The sequence below is a fragment of the Citricoccus sp. CH26A genome (assembly GCF_000224415.1).
Taxonomy (GTDB): domain Bacteria; phylum Actinomycetota; class Actinomycetes; order Actinomycetales; family Micrococcaceae; genus Citricoccus.
Genome location: NZ_AFXQ01000010.1, coordinates 46851 through 63889 on the forward strand (window position 1 = coordinate 46851; position 17039 = coordinate 63889).

Here is a 17039-nt window from a genome sequence, read left to right on the forward strand (position 1 = left end):
AATCTAGTCCGCGCGTAATCGCCCGAGGAGCGGACGGAGACGTCCTAGCGGAAGAGCCGGGGGAATCGCTCGCGCATGTGCTCCTCGATCACCGGTGACATCGTCGCCGAGAAGGCGGGGGTGATGTGGCTGTTGTCATACCAGACGACGACATTGCCCACGACGGCGTCACACCGGGTTTTCCCCGCTCGTGCGTCGGGACACACGTGGTCGATGACGTCTATGGTCGTCGTCCCAGGGGGCAGGGGTAGGTTCTCCAGGGGGTTGTCAGCTCCCAGCTGTCCCACGGGCGGTCCGCACCGTGCCGAATCCTGTCCTTCGGCGAGGCAGTCCGCGACCCGGTGGTCGTTTCGGGGCGTTCCGCGCAGCAACAGCAGGTCCGGTCCCGCAGAGGTGATCTGCTCCCACCGCCGTGGCGCGTCGGGAAGGACCGTCTCGGGCTGGGAGGCGTACTTGACGGATCCCGGGGTGATCACGAGGTCGATGTCCCGGTCCGTCCCCAGCCAGTCGATGAAATTGTCCTGCCACTCGAAGCACATCGTGTCATCGCTTTCGCGGCTGGACTCACCGAAGGGACAACCCGAGCGGTCCACTACGAGCAACTCCCAACCGTGGCGGGCGGCAAGGGGGCGGAAGGCCTCGGACCATTGACCTGCATGCGACCCGCCCGCCAACACCACGGTGGCCGAGGGCTTCTCCGGCGCGGCCGGGTCCTCGCACACGGAGATCTCGCTGGTCCCGGGATCATTGGTGCCGGGCTGTCGGCAGTCCCAGTCGTAGTAATCGGGACGCACATTGGGCAGCGCGTCCAGGGAGGGCACGTAGTCCGCGTCCTGTACGTCGTCGCCCGCGGTGAGCGATCCCCCCGGATGGGTCTGCCAGTCCCAATGGTCAGCACGGGGGATCTCCGTGGACGCCGGGGCCCTGGCGACGGTTGACACGGTCCCACCGGCCACCAGGATGACGATGGCGGTTCCGACCGACACGGTGTTCAGCCGGCGCCACCCATCCCCCCGGGCCCGGGCCTGCGCATTCTGCAGCGGGGTCTCGATGAAGCGGTGGGTCAGCCCCGCCAAGACGAGGGACAGCGCCAGGATGAAGGCGGCCCCCAACCATCCGACCGATTGTCGGTCCCGGACCTCGAGGTAGTAGATGAGCAGGGGCCAGTGCCACAGGTAGAGGGCGTAGGCGCGGTCGCCGACCCAGGCGAAGGCCGGGGCGGACAGGATCCGGCTGGCGGAGGCCCCCGGGTCGAGGTGGCCGCCCCGCGGCCCGGCCGAGGCCAGCACCAGGGTAAGTCCGAGCAACGGCCACAGGGACCAGAGCCCCGGGAACAGGCTGGCCCCGTCGAGTACGAAACCACAGGAGACGATCAGGACCACACCGAGCCATCCGGCCCAGAATCGCAGTCGCCTCGGGAGGGTCAGACCGGCGCCAAGCAGGCTGAGGAGGCCTCCGAACGCCAGCTCCCAGGCCCTGGTGGTGGATAGCAGGTACGCCTTGTCCTGGTTGAAACCGCCCACGTGGATCGCGTAGGACAGCGAAGCCACCAGGACCAGGCCGATGGCGACCGCCATGACGCGCACGGCCGGGATGCGAAGGCGCCTGGCCAGCGCCACGGCAGCGATCGCCACCAGGGGCCAGACGAGGTAGAACTGCCCCTGGACGGACAGCGACCAGAAGTGCTGGAACGGGGAGGTCTCCGGGCCGGCGGCACCGTAGGCCAATTGTGAGTTGATGAGTTCGATGTTCTCGAAGTACAGCAGCGAGGCCCTGGCCTCGGCCCACAGCTGGTCGTGACGGGTGGACGGCAGGACGGCTACTCCGATGGCCGTGACTGCCGCGACTACCGTGGCGGCAGGGACCAGGATGCGCCGGGCGAGACGGCCCAGGTATCGCAGTACGTCGATCCTGCCGTCGCGCTCGGCGGCCTCGCGCAGGAGCATCGCCGTGAAGAGATAGCCACTGACGGCCAGGAAGATGTCGATGCCACCGGAGACGCGGCCGTGGCCGAACAAGTGGAACAGGACCACGCCGAGGATCGCGACCCCACGGACACCGTGGAGCTCCGTCCGGTAGTGCCGTTCCGGTACCCCACGGGCCACTCGGTCCTGGACGTCTGCCCTTCGTTGCCGGACCGTTGTCACCGTTGTAGTTCCCATCGCCGGTGAACGGTACCACGGAGCCTGAAGGATTCCGGGACCGCCCCGCCACCACGGTCCTTCCGTAGGGCCTTCCCGCGCGGCGGGCGGACGACGGATGGCTCCGGTGCGGGCGGCACCATCACCGGGCGGTCCAGTATCACCCATCACATCCGTCCCATCGGACACGCCGGAGGTGAGAGGTGCATCACGTTCTCGGGGGTCGTAGCCCGTGACCGGAGCCGCACCGGCCCCCTCTCACGGGGAACGTCGGCAGCCCCGGCGCCGGCAGGCACAAGAGGACTGTTGTGGGCTTGACTAGGCATGACCCGGGATGGGCCCTCGTCAGGCCGGTCCCGTCCTTCGCGTCGCGCCGACCTCGACCCCGGCAGCCGGCAGCGTGCCGTCCTCCCGGAACCCGGGACTCGGGAGGGTCCGTCACCACCCGAAACCCGCAGCCCCCCGTCCCCAGAGTGCATACGGCAATGGGGGGAAGTCAGAGGGCTGTTCCCCTGTGCCTGAAACGGACGACAAAAGGAATCAGCATGACCCGAGTCACTCGCACCGCATCCTCGACCACTGACAGGCGCCGCGCGTCCCTGTCCCGCACCCTGGCCGGCGTACTGGCCGCGCTCACGCTCACGGCGGCTACCGCGGTACCGTCGGCCGCTGCACCCGTCACCGCGCCGGCCGTCCAGCCCACGGCCATCAGCGCCTCGACCCCGGGTGGCCTGGCGGCGAATCCCACGGGAGGCTCCGGGGGCAAGTTCCAGGACATCAGGTCCCTCAGCTACAGCAACGGGGCGGTCAGTTCCCAATATCATCTGTACGCCGACCACCTCAAGGGTTCGAAGCCGCACGGCATCATCATCCACCTGCACGGTGACGGTGGCTTCGAATACAACCAGCCCCAGTGGTCCACCATCCCGGCCTACGAGAAGCTGGCCGTGAAGCACAACCTGATGCTCGTCGTCCCGCGCACCCCGGACCAGGCCACGAAGACCTGGTGGCGGAAGGACACCTCCGGCAAGTACGCTGCCGATCTGCTCCGGAACCTGGGCAAGAAGTACAACCTGGACAAGAATCGGGTGTACTGGACGGGGTACTCCGGTGGCGCGGACACCGTCGCCCGCCAGGTGGTGAACTCGCACTCGGCCGGGTGGACCGGCGGGGCGGCGGTCATGGTGGGCGGAGGCGGGATCTACGGGCAGAGCAAGCCGTTGCGTCCCATCTCCTCGGCCCTGAAGAAGAACTTCGAGATGCACTGGGTGGCCGGTGCCGACGACACCCCGGCCGCCGGTGGAGCATCTGGCAGCTATGACGCCGTGGGCGCGGCCAAGCTCGGCCGCGCGTTCTACAAGGGGCAGGGCCTGAAGACCCAGTTGCTCATCAAGCCCGGCATGGACCATTGGGAGATCGCGCCCTCCGGTCCCACCAAGCTCGGCGTCATCCTGGCCCGGCGGTAAGCTCCGACACCGACCACACACAGTCCACGGCAGCGCATCGGTGGCCGGCGACGACGGCCGGGCGCCTCACACACGAGGCACCCGGCCGCCGTCGAACCCGGGGAACCGCCCGCCGGAACCGCATTCCCCTCGCTGGCGCCCACCACGCTGCGCCTGGTCATCAGTGTCGACCCGACTCGCCTCATGCGGGGCCGCGTGCACCGTCATCCCCGTCCGGACACCGTGCAGACGCTCGACCACACGGTCCGGTACCCCCGATTGATCCCCTGTCCGCATCATGCGACCCCGCCCTTCCCGCAGCCCGGTCGTCCGTGGACGGAACCGACCGCCGCGACGGCACGTCTGCGCATGTCCCGAGGTATGAATCCCACGCATGCTCAGGACCTTCAGGAGCCCATCGCGCAGCACGACCAGGACCGGGACGGCCTGCGCGGCGGGAACATCGAGACCTGGCAGGACATCACCGTCCAGTACCGCGTGGGCCACCGCGGAGAGGGCTCCCTCCTGATCGCCGTGGAGGACCTGCTGCTGGACCTGGGGGAGACCCTGGCCGCCCGGGCCGCCCGGGAGTCGAGGGCCGGACAGCAGGCCCTGGCCCGGCGGACCCTGCGGTTCGAGCGGTACGTGCACGAGCTGTACCGCTGTGCCGAGACTGACCCGCAGGCGCAGATGGCCGCGGCCGCCCTGGACCTCGGCGCGCCCCCGTGGCTGTTCGAGGGGGAGGACGGCGCCGCGTGGCGCCGGGAGGTCACCGCCCTGACCGACTACGCCGCCTGGGCCTGCGCGCCGTGCGGAGGGGACCACGGCCCGGACGGACCCCGCGGCGTGCCGGCACGCCTGGACTGACCCCGGACGCCCCGGACGCCCGGGACGCCCGGGACGCCGGCGGGTGGCCGGTGCCGCCCGCCGGGGCTTCCTAGAATGGTGTGCATGCCTGCGGCCACTGACACCCCCACCGCCCCGCTCGTGCTCGGCATCGAGTCCTCCTGCGACGAGACGGGATTCGGGATCGTGCGCGGGACCGAGCTGCTGGCCAACGCCGTGGCGTCCTCGATGGAGGAACACGTGCGCTTCGGCGGGGTCATCCCGGAGATCGCCGCGCGCGCCCACCTCGAGGAGTTCATCCCCACGCTGCAGCAGGCCCTGGACACCGCCGGGGTCACGCTGCAGGACCTCGACGCGATCGCCGTGACCTCGGGCCCCGGACTGGCCGGGGCGCTCATGGTCGGCGTCGCCGGCGCCAAGGCCCTGGCCCTGGCCACGGACACCCCGCTCTACGGCATCAACCACCTGGTCGCACACGTCGGCGTCGGGGTGCTGGACGAGGTGACCGGCGCGGAGCCGGAGGCCGTCTCCGGGACCGGACCGGCCGTCGTCGTGGGGTCCGGCGGGAGCGGGGACCGTCCGCTGTCGGAGCACCTCGGCGCGCTGCTGGTCTCCGGCGGGCACACCGAGATCCTGCGGGTCAACCGGCTGACCACGGACGTGGAACTGCTCGGCTCGACCATCGACGACGCCGCCGGCGAGGCCTACGACAAGGTCGCCCGGCTGCTCGGGGCCGGCTACCCCGGCGGGCCCGTGATCGACCGGCTCGCCCGCCAGGGCAACCCCACCGCCTTCCGGTTCCCCCGCGGGCTGAGCGCCCCGAAGTTCGTGGGCACCGCGCAGGAGCCCGGAAAGCACCGGCACGACTGGTCCTTCTCCGGGCTGAAGACCGCCGTGGCCCGGTGCGTGGAGCAGTTCGAGGCCGCTGGCGTGCCGGACGAGCAGATCCCGACGGCGGACATCGCCGCGTCCTTCCAGGAGGCGGTCGCGGACGTGATCACCGCCAAGGCGGTTCGGGCCTGCACCGAGCACGGGATCGAACACCTGCTGCTCGGCGGCGGCGTCGCGGCGAACTCCCGCCTGCGTGAGCTGCTGGCCGAGCGGTGCGCGGCGGCCGGCATCGGGCTGACCGTCCCGCCGCCGCGGCTGTGCACGGACAACGGCGCCATGGTCGCGGCCCTCGGCGCACAACTGGTGATGGACGGGGTGGCGCCGTCCGGACTGGGCTTCGCCGCGGACCCGGGCCAACCGGTGGGGGAGATCTCCCTCGGGGCGTGAGGGCCGCCCGTACCCCGCCCGCCGGAACTGCTGCCCGCCGGAGTTACGATCACGCTCGACGGTGGGACACGCCGGGCCGATCACTGTCGAGCGTGATCGTAACTCCGCGGTCGTCGTGACTCCGCGGTCGCCGGAACCGCGCGAGCTCAGGCCCCGATGGAGGCCCGCGTCCGGGCCACCGCGTCGGCGACGACGGCGCGGAGGGGAGCATGGAGATCATGCCCGGTCAGCGGCGTGGACGCGGGCAGGCCGGCGGACTCCATCTGCTCCACCGTCATGGCGTGCGCCGCGTGGGCCGCGATCCGGCGCTGGCGGGCCGGGGTGCCGCCGTCGCGCAGCAGGTGTTCCACGGAGGCCAGTTCCGCGGCGCACCCCAGCCGCTCGGCCACCGGCGCCAGGCGAACCAGCTCGGCGCGCAGGTGGTCGGTCACGAGCAGCTCGTCCCCGGCGGCGTTGAGGATGATGATGGCGTCCAGCCCGTAGCGGGCGGCGCGCCACTTGTTCTCCTGCACGTGCCACGGGGGCATGGTGGGGATGGTGCCGCCGGCGTCGAGGATGTCCGAGAAGTCCTGCACCAGGCACTGCGTCAGGGCGGCGATCGGGGCGATCTCCTCGAGCGTGGCCACGCCGTCACAGACCCGCATCTCGACCGTGCCCAGCCGGGGCACGGCGCGCACGTCCCAGCGGCACTCGGTGACGTCGTCGATCACGCCGGTGTGCGTCAGGTCCGCCACGCACCGCTCGAACCCGGCCCAGTCCGCGAACTGGAACGGCAGGCCAGCGGTGGGCAGCTGCTGGAACATCAGGGTGCGCTGGGACTGGTAGCCGGTGTCCACGCCGGCCCAGAACGGGCTCGAGGCGGACAGCGCCAGGAAGTGCGGGACGTAGTTGACCAGGCCGTCCACCACGGGCATCGCCTTGGTCACGTCGTCCAGGCCCACGTGCACGTGCACCCCGTAGATCAGCATCTGCCGGCCCCACCACTGGGTGCGGTCGATCAGCTTGCCGTAGCGGTCCGCCGGGGTCACGGGTTCGTCCGTGGGCTGGGCGAAGGGGTGGGAGCCCTGGCAGTACAGCTCCACGCCCATCGGTTCCGTCACCTCGCGCAGCTTCCGCGCGTACTCCCGCAACTGGCCCACGGCCTCATCCACCGTGGTGCACACGTCCGTCACCAGCTCCACGGTGTTCAGCAGCAGCTCTGGCTTGATGTGCGGGTGCTCCTGGCCCAGGTGCAGTCCCGCCTGGTCCGCGACGCCGGCCAGCACCTCCTCGGCGACCGGCCGCAGGGTGCCGTCGTGGGCGTCGACGAGCGCGAGCTCCCACTCCACGCCGAGGGTCGACTGCGCGGAGCGTGCGAAGGGCAGGTGCATGGTGGTTCCTGTCAGGTGCTGACGGCGGGGCAGTAGTCATCCTAGGGGCGGGCGCAGGGGTTCCGGTCATCACCGGTCACCGGCCCGGGATCCCTAGCATGGAGGGGTGATCACCGCACCGCAGCCCCCGACCGCCCCACGACTGCCCGCACGGATCCGGGGCCCGCGCGCCCTGGCCGTGGCCGGCGTCGTCCTGCTCGCCGTCACGGCGTGCACCACCACCCCGCCGGGTGGCGGACCGGACGAGCCCGGACCGGACGGGACGGGGACGACGCCCCCGGGGGACGCGGCGACGGCCGAGCCGGAGCAGAGCGCGCTGCAGGTGGCTCTGGGCGGTCCCGATCCGGACCTCGAGGAGGCGGCCGCCGAGGCGGTGGCCGGCATGAGCGTGGAGGACCAGGCCGGGCAGGTCCTGGTCGGCCAGCTGGGCGCGGCGGGGACGGACCCGGCTTCCCTCCGGGACCTGCACCTCGGCGGGGTGATCGTCATGGGCGACGCCGTGCCGATGGCCGCCGACGGCACCCACGACGTGACGGCGCTCGCCGACCGGCTGGACGACACCCGGGAGGCCCTGAGCGAGGGGCGGGAGCACGGCGGCATCATCAGCGTGGACCAGGAGGGCGGACTGGTGGCGCGCGTCCAGGAACCCCTGGTCGAGTGGCCCACCCCCATGAGCTACGGTGCCGCGGCCGCCGGGCAGGCGGACGCCACCCGGCTCGCCCGGGACGGCCACGCCCTGATGGCCCGGGCCCTGGCGGAGCTGGGATTCACCGTGGACTTCGCGCCCAGCGTGGACGTGACCATCGGGGCCGAGGACCCCGCCATCGGCGCCCGCTCCTTCTCCGCCGACCCGCAGGTGGTGGCCGACCTCGGCGCCGCCGCCAGCGCCGGCCTGCTGGGCGCCGGGATGCTGCCGGCGCCCAAGCACTTCCCGGGCCATGGCTCCGTCACGGACGACTCGCACGTGACCGCCCCAATCCAAGACGCCGCCGTGGCGGACCTGGACCAGCGCGACTGGCTGCCCTTCCGCGAGCTGGTCTCCGGCGGGCAGTACACGCCGATGGTCATGATGGGGCACGTCATCGTCCCGGAGCTGGAACCGGACGTGCCGTCGTCGGTGTCCGCACCCGCCTACGAGGCGCTCCGCGGGCTCGGGGCGAGCCCGGACGGCACCGGGGCCGGCGCGGGGGAGGGGTACGACGGCGTCGTGGTCACCGACGCGCTCAACATGGGCGCGCTCGTGGAACGGTACGGCGCGAACGAAGCACCCGTGCGGGCGCTCGCGGCCGGGGCCGACCTGCTGCTGATGCCCTCCTCGGTGCCGGGGGCACGGGACGCGATCGTCGAGGCGGTGCAGTCCGGCGCGGTGCCGCGGGACCGGCTCGAGGAGGCGGCGCGGCGCGTGGTGACGATGCTGATGTGGCGGGACGGGCTGGTCCGGGAGCTCGAGGAGGCCACGCCCGAGGAGCTCTCCGCGGTGGGGTCACCGGACGGGGCAGACACGGACGGGACTGTCTCGGGCGGGGCCGAGACGGACGAGGCCAGGGCAGAGGCGGCCCAGACGTCCCGGGCGGTCTCCGCCGCGGCGGTCACGGTGGTCGAGGGCACGTGCGGCGAGGCTCTCGTCGGGGACTCGCTGCAGGTCACCGGCGGAGACGCCAGGGACCGCGCGCGACTGACGGAGGCCGCCCGGGCCGCGGGACTGACGGTGGGCTCGGGGCCCGTGGTGAACCTGGTGGGCACGGCGCGCGGCGCGGGGCAGGGGGACGTGGTGGTCGCCCTGGACGCGCCCTTCGGCCTGGCATCCTCCGCAGCGCCGGACGACGGGGCGCTGATCGCCCTCTACGGCCGCACTCCCGGGGCCTTCGAGGCACTCGTGGACGTGCTCACCGGTGCGGTCGAGGCCCCCGGGGCGCTGCCCGTGGACGTGGGGGAGTGGCCGGCCGGGACGGGGTGCTGAGGCGGGCTGCGAACTGCCGGTCACGTCAGCGCGCCTATGATCTGCGACACATTTGTGAATAACGGCCTGTCCGAGTGATCTATTCGTCTAAGGTAAGCCTTACCAAAGCAGGACCGGGCGGCAGTGAGGCCGTCGGACTTCCCTAGGAGAACCTACGCATGAAGATCAAGAACCGCCGCCTCGGGTTGGTTGCCCTCGTCTCGACCGCGGCGTTCGCGCTGACGGCCTGTGGAGGCGCCACGTCCGGCTCCACCGAGTCCTCCGCCCCGGCCTCTGCCTCTGCCTCGGCGTCCTCGTCGGCCTCGGCCGAGGCCGGTCCGCAGGAGGTCACCGACATGGCCGGTGACACGGTCACGGTCCAGATGCCCGCCGAGAGCATCGTGGCCACGGACAACCGGATCTTCCGCACGCTGGACGAGTGGGGCGTCGAGCTCGCCGCCGGCCCCCTGCCGCTGATGGACAAGGACATCGTCTCCTACCCCACCGCCGAGGGCGTCATCGACCTGGGCAGCCACCGCGAGCCCAACATGGAGGGCTTCGTCGAGGCCGAGCCCGACCTGGTCCTGAACGGCCAGCGCTTCAGCGACCTCAAGGGCGACATCGCCGGGCTGATCCCCGAGGACGCCGCCCTGGTGGACACCAACGTCACGGAGGGCAAGCCACTCGACGAGGAGCTGCGCCGCCTGACCACCCTGCTCGGCGACGTCTTCGGCCAGCAGGCCGAGGCCGAGACCCTCATCTCCGACTTCGACGCCTCCATCGAGCGCGCCAAGGAGGCCTACCCCGCCGAGGAGACCGTCGTGGGGCTGATCGCCTCCGGCGGTGACCTGTCCTACGCCGCCCCCTCCACCGGCCGCGCCATCGGCCCAGTGTTCGACATGCTCGACCTCCAGCCCGCCCTGGACCGCGAGGGCTCCACCAACCACCAGGGTGACGACATCTCGGTCGAGGCCATCGCCGAGGCCAACCCGGACTGGCTGATCGTCATGGACCGCGACGCCGCCACGGCCGGTCGCAACGGCGAGGAGTTCACCCCGGCCGCCGAGCTGATCGAGGGCTCCGAGGCGCTCAAGGACGTGACCGCCGTCAAGGAGGGCAATATCGTCTACATGCCCGAGAACTTCTACGTGGTCGAGGACATCCAGAACTACACCACCTTCCTCACCGACCTCGCGGACGCCTTCGAGGGCAAGTAACCACCGCGTGGTGACCGGTCCCACCGGCCCGAGCGCCCCGCGGCGATCCCGCGGGGCGCCCGGCGGTGGGACCTCACCCGCAGCACGGCCCGGATGCGGCCGGCAGGGCTCACCCTGCCGGATCCACGCATCCGGGCTGTGCCACGATCTGGGGACCCCGGTCTGCACCGGGCCCCGTGGACAGGACGAACCGTGACCACTGCCTACGAGCATCCGGATCCCGAGGCGCAACCGGCGCCCCTGGGGGCGGGCTACCAGACCGCCAACCCCGGGGGGACCGAGGGGCTGCCCGAGGAGGGCGCCCGCCCCCTGGACGGCCGCTGGCGTACCGCCTGGCCCCTGCTGGCCGGCATCGTCCTGACGCTGGGGCTGGTCCTGGTCTCCCTGTTCGTGGGGGTCTACGACATCACCACCGCGGACGGCGGTTGGGAGATGTTCTTCATCACGCGCGTGCCCCGGACCATCGCCCTGGTCCTGGCCGGCGCCGCGATGGCCATGTCCGGGCTCGTCATGCAGCTCATGACCCAGAACCGCTTCGTGGAGCCCACCACCACCGGCACCACCGAGTGGGCCGGGCTGGGGCTGCTGCTGACGATGATCGTGATCCCCAACGCCACCATCATGGACCGGATGGTCGGCGCCATCCTGTTCTCGTTCGTCGGCACGGTGGTCTTCTTCCTCTTCCTGCAGCGGGTGACGCTGAAGTCCTCGCTGATCGTGCCGATCATCGGCATCATGCTCGGCGCCGTCGTGGGCGCCCTGTCCACCTACGTGGCGCTGCAGACCGAGATGCTCCAGCAACTGGGCATCTGGTTCGCCGGCAGCTTCACCGGCGTGGTGCGGGGCCGGTACGAGCTGCTGTTCATCGTGCTGGCCGTGGCCGTGCTCGTCTTCGTCCTCGCCGACCGGTTCACGGTCGCCGGCCTCGGCCGGGACGTCGCCACCAACGTCGGGCTCAACTACACCGTGGTGCTGCTGACCGGCGTCTCGATGATCGCGATCGTCACCGGAGTGGTCACGGTGGTGATCGGGGCCCTGCCCTTCCTGGGCCTGATCGTGCCCAACGTGGTCTCCCTGTTCCGGGGGGACAACCTGCGCACCAACCTGCCCTGGGTCTGCCTCGTGGGCGTCTGGGTGGTCACCGTCTGCGACATCATCGGCCGGACCGTCATCATGCCGTTCGAGGTTCCGGTCTCCCTCATCCTCGGCGTGGTCGGCGCCGTCGTCTTCATCGGCCTGCTCGTCAGGAGGCGCAAGCATGTCTGAGCTCAGCATCCCCGCGGTCACCCCCGCCCCGTTCACCGGGTACCCGGGCCGGGGCACGACGCCGGAACTCACCGCGTCCGGTCCGGTCGCCGACCCGGTCGCGCGCGCCGGCGGGGTGGGCACTGACCGGACGGCCGCCGTCGGGCCCGCCCGGACCACCCCGCCGGGCCGGACCACCCCGCCACGCGGCCCCGCCCGGACCACCCCGTCCCCGCGGCACTCCGGGCCCTTCGGCTCCCGGAGGGCGAAGGTGCGCTACCTCGCCCTGGTGGGCGGGCTGGTGGTGGCCGCCGCCCTGTTCACGCTCGGCAACCTGGCCTATGACAACCCGATGGAGTTCGGCTCCCGGGGCTTCTGGCTGATCGCGCAGATGCGCGTGGAGAGCATCGTGGTGATGCTCGTGGTGGCCGCGTGCCAGGCGTTCGCCACCGTGAGTTTCCAGACGGCCACGAACAACCGCATCATCACCCCGTCGATCATGGGCTTCGAGTCGCTGTTCGTCCTGGTGCAGACGGCCGCCGTGTTCTTCTTCGGCGTGGCCGGTGTGACCATGGTGGTCGGCGTGGGGCAGTTCTTCCTGCAGGCCGGACTGATGGTGGCCTTCGCGGTGCTGCTCTACAGCTGGCTGCTGTCCGGGCGCTTCGGCAACATGCACATCATGCTGCTGGTCGGCGTGGTCCTCGGCGGCGGCATGGGCGCCCTGTCCACCTTCATGCAGCGCGTGCTGGACCCCAACGAGTTCGACGTGCTCACCGCCCGGTTGTTCGGCAACATCTCCAATGCCCAGGGCGAGTACCTGCCCTATGCGATCCCGATCGTGCTGGTGTGCGCCGGGTTGCTCTGGAGCCGGGCGCACCGGCTGAACGTCCTGGCGCTGGGCAGGGACGCCACGAACAACCTGGGCCTGAACCACAAGCGCGAGACGATGATCGTGCTGACGCTGGTCTCGATCCTCATGGCCATGACCACCTCGCTGGTGGGCCCCATGACCTTCCTGGGGTTCCTCGTGGCCACGCTGGCCTACCAGTTCACGGACACCTACGACCACCGGCTGATCCTGCCCGTGTCCTTCCTCATCGGCTACACCGTGCTCTCCGGGGCCTACTTCGTGCTGCGGAACATCTTCTACGCGGCCGGTGCCGTGACCATCATCATCGAACTCGTCGGGGGACTCGTGTTCCTCATCGTCATCCTCAGGAAGGGCCGGTTGTGATCACCCTCGAAGGCGTCACGAAGCACTACGGCGAGGAGGCCACGATCGGGCCGATCTCGGTCGAGCTCCCCGCGGGGGGCATCACCGCCCTCGTGGGTCCCAACGGGGCCGGCAAGTCCACCATCCTCACCATGATCGGCCGGCTGCTGCGGGTGGACGAGGGGCGGATCGAGGTGGCCGGCCAGGACATCATCAACACCCCGTCCAAGGCCGTGGCGAGGATCCTGTCCATCCTCCGCCAGGAGAACCACTTCATCACCCGGCTGACCGTGCGCCAGCTCGTGGGCTTCGGACGGTTCCCGTACTCCAAGGGCCGGCTGACGCAGGAGGACGAGCACTACATCTCCGAGGCCATCGACTTCCTGAACCTCGGTCCGCTGGAGAACCGCTACCTGGACCAGCTCTCCGGCGGCCAGCGCCAGCGCGCCTACGTGGCCATGGTGCTGGCCCAGAACACCGACTACGTGCTGCTGGACGAGCCGCTGAACAACCTGGACATGCAGCACTCCGTGCAGATGATGAAGCAGTTGCGGCGGGCCGCGGACGAGCTGGGCCGCACCGTGGTGATCGTGCTGCACGACATCAACTTCGCCGCGCGGTACGCCGACTGGATCCTGGCGCTGAACGACGGCCAGGTCACCGAGTTCGGCCCGCCCGCGGAGATCATCACCGACGAGGTCCTCACCCGGGTGTTCAACACCCCGGTCTCGGTCATCGACGGCCCGGAGAGCCGCCTGGCGGTGTACTACTGATCGACACCGGCGGCCGGGCTGGCGCGGCGTAGCGGATGGGGCTGGTGGGCCTGGTGTGGCGTGTGGTGTGGCATGGGGAACGGACGGGGTTTACCCGGGGGCCCGAATGAGCCATTTCCCGAATTTGCCTATGGCGATTTGACGTATTTAAGAATATCTTAAGGTTCGCCTTGCTTGCGGCTTTCCAGGGTCGGCGTATTCTTAATCCAACGCCCGGGCACCAGCGTCCGAGCTTGGACCGAAGGATGTAGCACCATGACCTCCGCCGTGCGCTCCTGCGCCACCACCGCATGTTCTTTCAACGCCGAGCACAACTGCAACGCCCTGGCCATCACCGTGGCCGGCTCCGAGTCCCAGCCCACCTGCGGGACCTTCGTGCAGCTGGACGCCCGCCGTCCCGTCACCTCCGAGGCCAGCAGCGTGGGCGCCTGCCACCGCCTGGAGTGCAAGTTCAACAGCGACCTGATGTGCTCCGCTGAGGGCATCGAGGTCACCGACACCGCCACCTGCGCCACCTACACCGTCGCCTGAGCTGCCGCGCGCAGCCCGGGAGTCCGTGTGTCCACCGTCCCGCGGTGACGCAGTGCCAAGGCCCCGGTCCGGGGAGCAGTCCATGCTCCACGGGCCGGGGCCTTGGCGTGCGGGGCCACGGTGGTGGGCCCGGCGGTTCAGTTCAGGAGGCGAGGTCGGCGGTCAGCCGCGCGGGCAGGGAGCCGAGCAGGTGATGCCAGGCCCGGGAGCTGTCCTGCAGGGGTGAGGCCTCCGAGGGCGAGGGCAGCGGCACCTGCACGACCCAGCCCTGGTCTCCGGCGAAGCGGGCCAGGGACACGCAGTGGTGGTCCACGTCCACGCAGTGCACGGGGTCGACCGTGAGGTCCTCCGTGGCGGGGACGTCCAGGGGTTCCGCCCAGCCGGCGATCTCGCCGTCCAGGACGGCGTCGGCGACGTTGGCCAGGAGCTGGGGCGCCGTGGCCAGGACGGCATCGGCCAGGGCGTCGGCCGGGGCGTCGGCCGGGGACGGCGCGGCGGAGGCCTCCACGAGGACGGCCTCGCCGTGGGCGTTGACGCCCGAGCAGTCGTGCAACAGGACCCGTTCGGTGGTGACCACGCCCACGCGCACGCGGGGTCCGACGTCGTGGACCAGGTCGGCCACGCGCCCCTGCAGTCCCAGGGCCTCCACCTGCGCCGTGTCCCGGCACCAGCGCAGCGTGCCGAGCAGGTGCACCGAGGCCAGCCTCAGGTTCAGGCCGTGATCCGCGGCGTCCTTGACGATGTCCACGCGCACCTCGATGTCCTCGGGGGTGTGAAACGCGCCGAGCGAATGGAAGAGGTTCGGGATGTCCGCCACCACCAGCTGTCCGGTGCGGGACACGCAGTGCACCGCGGAGGAGAGTGTCTCGCCCGCACGGTAGGCCGTGAGCTCGACGGCACCCTCGCCGGAGAGCATGCGGCGCGTGAGCGAGCGGGCGTGGGCGGAACGCAGGGCGGGGACGGACGAGGCGGACGTCGGGGGAGTGCGCGGAGTCGAACTCATGGGGATCCTTCCAGGACGGTCGCATCCTAGTAAGGCACGCCTAACCGAATTAAGCAAGCCGCTTGTACGCTTATGCGTCTCGCGGCGTCTCAGAACGTCGCAGAAGGACCGGCTCAGTCCCGTCGGCGGGCCCGGAAGATGCCGAGGGACGCCACGCACAGCCCCACGAAGGCCACCCCCAGGGCCACCAGCGGGCCGGTCAGCGGCACCCACACGACATCCCGGCGCACGGCCTGGGCGGTCTCCGAGTCCGAGAGCAGGTCCCCGCCCCCGAGGGTGAAGGTCCCGGCGACGAACACCTGGGCGACCACGGTGATGATGAGCAGCAGCGCGGCGACCACGCCCACGCCCATCGAGGCGTAGAGCAGCACCTTGCACCACAGCGGCGCCGGCCGCGTCGCGTCGTCGACGACGGGTTCCACGGCCCCGGCGTCGTCACCGTCCTCGCGCCGGTCCCCGTCCCGGTCGTCCTCGAAACGGCCGATGAGGTCGAATCCGGGGGCGCCGTCCCAGTCGCGGTCCGGGTCCAGGCCCTCCCGGAACCCCCGTGCGGAGCCGGTCGCGGGCGGGCGGGACTCAGGACGGTGGGACATGTCTCCAGCGTACCGCCGGTACCGTGGACGGGTGGCCTCCTCCTCCTCGTCCTCGCCCGCACCGTCCGGTCCGCAGCCCGCCGCGGGCGGTGCCCCGCCGTCGTCGTCAGCGGCGCCCACCGGCAGCCGGGACGTCACCGTCCTGGCCCCCGTCCTGACCGCCGAGGGCTGGCAGCTGCTGAACTCCCTCGAGGGCTACCGGGAGTCGGAGGCGTTGGCGATGTCCACCCGGCTGCGCGCCGCGGGCCACGCCCCCGAACTCGTCTCGGCCGTGCTGACCCAGCTGAAGCTGCGGGACCAGGCCGCCGCCAAGTTCGGTCCCTTCGCCGCGCACATGGTCTTCACCCGGGCGGGCCTGGAACAGGCCACGCGGATGAACGTGGCCGCCGTGCACGCCGGGCGGTTCGCCGGCGCCGGGATCCGGTCCGTCGCGGACCTGGGCTGCGGCCTCGGGGCGGACGCCATGGCCATGGCCGCGCTGGACCTCGAGGTGACCGCCGTGGAGCGGGACGAGACGGTGGCCGCGGCGGCGACGATCAACCTCATGCCCTTTCCCCACGCCACCGTGGTCGGTGCGGACGCGCAGGACTGGGTGGCCGCGGCGCAGGCGAACGGCACCGAGCCCGAGGGCTACTGGCTCGACCCCGCCCGCCGGGTGCTGTCCACCTCCGGGTCCAGCCGGGTGTTCGACCCGGAGGCGTTCTCCCCGCCGCTGTCCTTCGTCGAGTCCCTCGCCGGGCGCGGCACCGCCGTCGGCGTGAAGCTCGGCCCCGGCCTGCCGCACGAGTCCGTGCCCGCCGGCTGCGAGGCGCAGTGGGTCTCGGTGGACGGGGACGTCACCGAGGCCGTGCTGTGGTTCAACGCCCTCGCCCGGGACGGCGTGCGCCGCAGCGCCCTGGTCATGTCCGGTCCCGGAGCGGGCCCGACGACGGCGGGAGGCCGGGGCGGCCACCACGAGATCACCGCGGGGACCGGCTTCGGCGGCTCTCCCGAGGTGCCGGTCGGTGGCGTGGAGGCCCTGAGCGGGTACCTCTACGAACCGGACGGCGCCGTGATCCGGGCCGGACTGGTGGCCGACCTGATCCACCGCGACTTCGCCTCGTCCGGCGGGGCACTGCTCGATGAGCACATCGCCTACTTCCGGGCCGACGAGCCGGTGGAGTCACCGTTCGCGCGGGCCTACCGGATCGAGTCGGTGATGCCCTTCAACGTCAAGGGCCTGCGGCGCTGGGTGCAGGAGACCGGGGTGGGCCGGTTGGACATCAAGAAGCGCGGGATGGCCGTCACCCCCGAGGAACTGCGACGCCAGCTCATGTCCGGCAAGGGCTCGAAGGGGTCGAAGACGTCGAGGCGCTCCGGCCGGCACGCCACCCTCGTGCTCACGCGGATCGGCGAGGAACGGGTCGCCGTGGAGGTCACCCCGGCCTGACAGCCTGACGGACCGG

At 71.3% G+C, this 17039-nt stretch carries 14 protein-coding genes; 10 read left to right on the forward strand and 4 right to left on the reverse strand.

Going from position 1 to position 17039, the window contains the following annotated elements:
* Positions 1-44: 44 nt before the first annotated feature.
* Positions 45-2105: an acyltransferase family protein gene (locus CITRI_RS0107925; protein WP_010144184.1), complete on the reverse strand. Its 2061-nt coding sequence runs from the start codon at positions 2103-2105 to the stop codon at positions 45-47.
* A gap of 581 nt (positions 2106-2686) precedes the next feature.
* Here CITRI_RS0107925 and CITRI_RS0107930 point away from each other — a divergent pair.
* From CITRI_RS0107930 to tsaD, 3 genes are all read left to right on the forward strand, one after another.
* Positions 2687-3607: a hypothetical protein gene (locus CITRI_RS0107930; RefSeq protein ID WP_010144185.1), complete on the forward strand. Its 921-nt coding sequence runs from the start codon at positions 2687-2689 to the stop codon at positions 3605-3607.
* Positions 3608-3967: 360 nt separating this feature from the next.
* Complete coding sequence (locus CITRI_RS0107935) at positions 3968-4453, forward strand: hypothetical protein (RefSeq protein ID WP_010144186.1); 486 nt, start codon at positions 3968-3970, stop codon at positions 4451-4453.
* 84 nt (positions 4454-4537) lie between these two features.
* A complete protein-coding gene (gene tsaD, locus CITRI_RS0107940) occupies positions 4538-5710 on the forward strand; it encodes a tRNA (adenosine(37)-N6)-threonylcarbamoyltransferase complex transferase subunit TsaD (RefSeq protein WP_010144187.1) in 1173 nt (390 codons plus the stop codon).
* Positions 5711-5856: 146 nt separating this feature from the next.
* Here tsaD and CITRI_RS0107945 read toward each other — a convergent pair whose 3' ends face one another.
* The gene (locus tag CITRI_RS0107945) at positions 5857-7080 is read right to left on the reverse strand and encodes a glutamate--cysteine ligase (protein WP_010144189.1); all 1224 of its coding nucleotides are present in this window, start codon (positions 7078-7080) and stop codon (positions 5857-5859) included.
* 106 nt (positions 7081-7186) lie between these two features.
* Here CITRI_RS0107945 and CITRI_RS0107950 point away from each other — a divergent pair, with 106 nt between their 5' ends.
* From CITRI_RS0107950 to CITRI_RS0107975, 6 genes are all read left to right on the forward strand, one after another.
* Entirely contained in the window at positions 7187-9040 is a 1854-nt protein-coding gene (locus CITRI_RS0107950; protein WP_010144190.1) for a glycoside hydrolase family 3 N-terminal domain-containing protein, read from the forward strand.
* A 158-nt stretch (positions 9041-9198) separates the two neighbouring features.
* Entirely contained in the window at positions 9199-10236 is a 1038-nt protein-coding gene (locus CITRI_RS0107955) for a siderophore ABC transporter substrate-binding protein (protein ID WP_010144191.1), read from the forward strand.
* A gap of 192 nt (positions 10237-10428) precedes the next feature.
* Positions 10429-11502 (forward strand): iron chelate uptake ABC transporter family permease subunit, encoded by a 1074-nt coding sequence (locus CITRI_RS0107960; RefSeq protein WP_010144192.1) that lies wholly within the window; start codon positions 10429-10431, stop codon positions 11500-11502.
* A complete protein-coding gene (locus CITRI_RS0107965; RefSeq protein ID WP_010144193.1) occupies positions 11495-12715 on the forward strand; it encodes an iron chelate uptake ABC transporter family permease subunit in 1221 nt (406 codons plus the stop codon). Before CITRI_RS0107960 ends, CITRI_RS0107965 begins: the two co-directional genes overlap by 8 nt.
* Positions 12712-13467: an ABC transporter ATP-binding protein gene (locus CITRI_RS0107970; protein ID WP_010144194.1), complete on the forward strand. Its 756-nt coding sequence runs from the start codon at positions 12712-12714 to the stop codon at positions 13465-13467. The genes CITRI_RS0107965 and CITRI_RS0107970 overlap by 4 nt, the downstream gene beginning before the upstream one ends.
* 255 nt (positions 13468-13722) lie before the next feature.
* Positions 13723-13998: a DUF1540 domain-containing protein gene (locus CITRI_RS0107975; protein ID WP_010144195.1), complete on the forward strand. Its 276-nt coding sequence runs from the start codon at positions 13723-13725 to the stop codon at positions 13996-13998.
* 142 nt (positions 13999-14140) lie between these two features.
* Here CITRI_RS0107975 and CITRI_RS0107980 read toward each other — a convergent pair whose 3' ends face one another.
* A complete protein-coding gene (locus CITRI_RS0107980; RefSeq protein ID WP_010144196.1) occupies positions 14141-15001 on the reverse strand; it encodes a hypothetical protein in 861 nt (286 codons plus the stop codon).
* A 113-nt stretch (positions 15002-15114) separates the two neighbouring features.
* Complete coding sequence (locus tag CITRI_RS0107985; RefSeq protein ID WP_010144197.1) at positions 15115-15594, reverse strand: hypothetical protein; 480 nt, start codon at positions 15592-15594, stop codon at positions 15115-15117.
* On the opposite strand from CITRI_RS0107985, the gene CITRI_RS0107990 reads away from it, so the two are divergent.
* Positions 15593-17023: an SAM-dependent methyltransferase gene (locus tag CITRI_RS0107990; RefSeq protein ID WP_157998915.1), complete on the forward strand. Its 1431-nt coding sequence runs from the start codon at positions 15593-15595 to the stop codon at positions 17021-17023. The genes CITRI_RS0107985 and CITRI_RS0107990 overlap by 2 nt on opposite strands.
* Positions 17024-17039: the final 16 nt, after the last annotated feature.